A 2,917-nucleotide genomic window follows, 5' to 3' on the forward strand; every position below is an offset into this window, starting at 1 on the left:
TAAAATCCTGCATAGCTCCATCCGGTCTGAGACGAGGTCGATCGCGTCGCGCCGGGCCGCCGCCGCGAGCTTCAGCGTCTCACGCGAGGCGTCGAGCAGACCCGACCGCGCGGAGTACCAGCTCACGCCCCCCATCGCGACGGCACTGAGCAGAGCCAGGCCGATCGTCATCGCCGGCAGGCGCACGCTCAAGCGGCTGAAATTTTTCATCGGTGGTCCGGGCGATCATGATGTTGCAGCTTCCTGCAATGCTAGCGATCGCCGGTAAATAAAGGTTTATTATAAAATTTGTCGTCAAGGTAACGGCCGAATCCGCCGAACAAGTTCAGCCATTGCCAGATGAGGTGCAAGCTAGAGCAGTCAGCGGGACCTGAGCGGTCTTGAAGAGATCGCCGAAAGCTGTTTGGAGAGAGTGCGGAGAAGATTCAACAAGCGATCGTTCGATCCGGTGCTCAGGCTTGTTTTATACCCAATTCGTTTAATCCCTTCGGAATAGCGGATTTGGACTCCGCTCAGACGCCGCGCGGGCTCCTGATCCTGCCTCCGGTCTGATCGACCGGAGACAGGATCAGGTCTTGCACATGCGCCTCAGTGCCCGCACCGTCCTCTGCTCGTGCCGCTGATCGGCTCTTCGGCCGCGTTCGGCCAAGTCTTGGCGGAGCAAGTCTTGCCGGAGGTTAATATTCTCCCGGTACCGGACAACGATCGGTCGGTTCCGAACCTGCCGGCCCTGATCGACTTCCGCAGCCTGCTGCGCCTGAAGCCGGCGACCGGCCTGGACCGATCCTTCGCCGGCACCAGGAATCCCAACACGATCATGAGAGGGGGCGGCAACCGGATCCCCTTCTGCCCGGCCGTCCATCGGCGTGCAACAGGCCCTCGCGTCAGCGCAGCAATCCGCGGCTCGTCTTGAGGCGCCGGTCTTCCCGGTCGTCGGCCGCGACGACGGCATCGACGGCCAATTCCGCCAGGATGCGGGCAAGATCGTGGGGAAGACGGCCGTTGAGGACCATCTGGCGCTGGCTCAGGTCCTTCTGTGAAATCGCTGCCGTGATCGCTCTGATGCGATCTTCCCGGCTTGCTTGAGCCTGTTGCACTTCGCCCCCCCCTGTCAGCCGGTATTCGGCTTACGTGCCACCGAACGCGTCACACAGCGCCGTAGCGAACCGGTCGGATGACCTCACGGCCTGCGGCGTTCGCACGAATGTCGCAAATTAACTTATGATGATTTATATAGGGGTGGTCGCGCAGACAATATCGGACGGGGCTAGGACGCGCGATCCTTGGGGCGTGTTCACCGCTGATTTGCCGTCCAGGGACCGGTCAGACCGTTGACCTATGTTGGCGAGGCCGGCGGCCCGTCCCGAAGTCTCAGAAAGATTGCCGCGAGGGCATCCGCCGTCTCCTTCGTCAGGCCGGTGACGACGAGGCTCGGTGCGGTGACGGCCCAGAGGCCGTCGTCGTTCTGAAGGACTTGGATCGCCGGCATGGCTGGGCTCCAAGGAGCTCGAAGATGGGGCTCGAAGAGAGCGCGAGCGGTAGGAAATCCCCGCTCGAAAACGGTCCTGCGGCACGACCTGTTCCGAGGCGGCGCGCCATGTGCCGGGTGCCCCGCCGCCTCTCGTCTGTTTCGGCTTCGATCCTCGGCCGTGGGGCTCAATGCTCGTGGTGGTGGTCGTGTCCGCAGGACCCGTGCCCGTGATGGCCGTGATCGTGGTCGTGATGAGCATGGCTCTTGTGGTCATGCCCCGCGTGATCGTGGGCCTCATGATGATGGCCGGCATGCTCGTGATGATCATGCTCGTGATGATGGTCGTGGCCGCAGCGGCTATGGTCGTGGGCGGCCTTTTCCGGCTTGAAGGCGCGGCTCACCGGCGTCGCGGTGCAGCCGGCACCGCGCACGAGTTCGGCGGCGTGGGCGGGCACGTAGAGGACGTCGGCGCCGATCTCGGCCGGAACATGCTCGCCGCCGAGCTGCCAGGCGAGGCGCATCAGCCGGGCCGGATTGCCGGCGCGGACCTCCAGAAGAGCCTCCTCCGCCGCCCGCACGCCGACGAGGCGCCCATCCTCGAGCTTCAGCGCGTCGCCGTCCTCCAGCCCCGTGGCGCGGTCCAGGGAGAGATCGACGGACAGGCCCCCGGCGGTGGTCAGGTGGGCATGGGCCTGCCCGCGGGCGGCGTGGTCGAGGGTCACCGTGTCGACCACGAGGTCGGGCCGGACGGCGGCCTTGCGAACGATCAGGCTGGCTTTGGGCATGGTCATCCTCGGAAATGAACGCCGGGAGGGGCCGAACTCGGCGCTTTTGCAACAGTCGCGCCTCAGATGGCAGGCGTGGCGGGAAATGTCATGTCCCGACCGCAACCCGCCGCAATCTTGGCCGTTTCCTGTGCCGTCGATGACCGACGGTGATAGACCAAGGCCGTTCGGTGTTCCGCACCGTCAAAAGGCCCGATCGCCGATGCACAAGGGAGTTCCGATCGCCATGAAGAGACTGATTGCCGCCGCCCTCGCGGGCAGCCTCGCGCTCTCGCTCGGTGCCTGCAACACGCCGCAGGACCGCGCTCTGGGCGGCGCCGCCCTCGGTGCCGGTCTCGGTGCGGCGGTTGGCGGTCTCGCCACGGGCCGGGCGGGCGGTGCGCTGGCCGGTGCCGCGATCGGCGGTGCCGGTGGTGCCATCGCCGGTGCCGCGACCGCGCCGCGCTGCCCCTACGGCACCTTCCGTGACGAGTACGGCAACGTGTATTGCCGCTGATCGCCGATGAGCCTGCCGGGGCAGGCCATGGCTGAGGGTCGGGGCACAGAGCCCCGGCCCTTTTCTTTTGCGGTCGGCCCCCGCGTCGGGCTTGCGCCGCGCCGCGCTTTGCGGCGTTACACCGGGTGATCGAACCCGCCTGCGGCCCCCGGAATGCCCTTGTCC

The 2,917-nt window shown here is 66.0% G+C and carries 4 protein-coding genes and 1 pseudogene; 1 reads left to right on the forward strand and 4 read right to left on the reverse strand.

What is annotated here, in order from left to right; translation table 11 throughout:
• The 4 genes and pseudogenes from MZTS_RS22985 to MZTS_RS23000 form a co-directional block, all read right to left on the reverse strand.
• A pseudogene (locus MZTS_RS22985) lies at positions 1 to 210 on the reverse strand (chemotaxis protein); the annotation flags it as partial.
• Positions 211 to 884: 674 nt separating this feature from the next.
• On the reverse strand, positions 885 to 1,013 hold the full coding sequence (locus MZTS_RS25535) for a hypothetical protein (protein ID WP_281397087.1): 129 nt from the start codon (positions 1,011 to 1,013) through the stop codon (positions 885 to 887).
• 323 nt (positions 1,014 to 1,336) lie between these two features.
• Positions 1,337 to 1,489, reverse strand: coding sequence for a hypothetical protein (locus MZTS_RS22995; protein ID WP_192285560.1), 153 nt, complete (start codon positions 1,487 to 1,489; stop codon positions 1,337 to 1,339).
• Between the two features lie 167 nt (positions 1,490 to 1,656).
• Positions 1,657 to 2,256, reverse strand: coding sequence for an urease accessory protein UreE (locus MZTS_RS23000; RefSeq protein WP_192285561.1), 600 nt, complete (start codon positions 2,254 to 2,256; stop codon positions 1,657 to 1,659).
• Between the two features lie 226 nt (positions 2,257 to 2,482).
• Between MZTS_RS23000 and MZTS_RS23005 the strand changes: the two genes are divergently transcribed.
• Complete coding sequence (locus MZTS_RS23005) at positions 2,483 to 2,752, forward strand: hypothetical protein (RefSeq protein WP_012252649.1); 270 nt, start codon at positions 2,483 to 2,485, stop codon at positions 2,750 to 2,752.
• The last annotated feature ends 165 nt before the right edge of the window (positions 2,753 to 2,917 follow it).

It is taken from the genome of Methylorubrum zatmanii, assembly GCF_014845115.1.
GTDB lineage: Bacteria > Pseudomonadota > Alphaproteobacteria > Rhizobiales > Beijerinckiaceae > Methylobacterium > Methylobacterium zatmanii.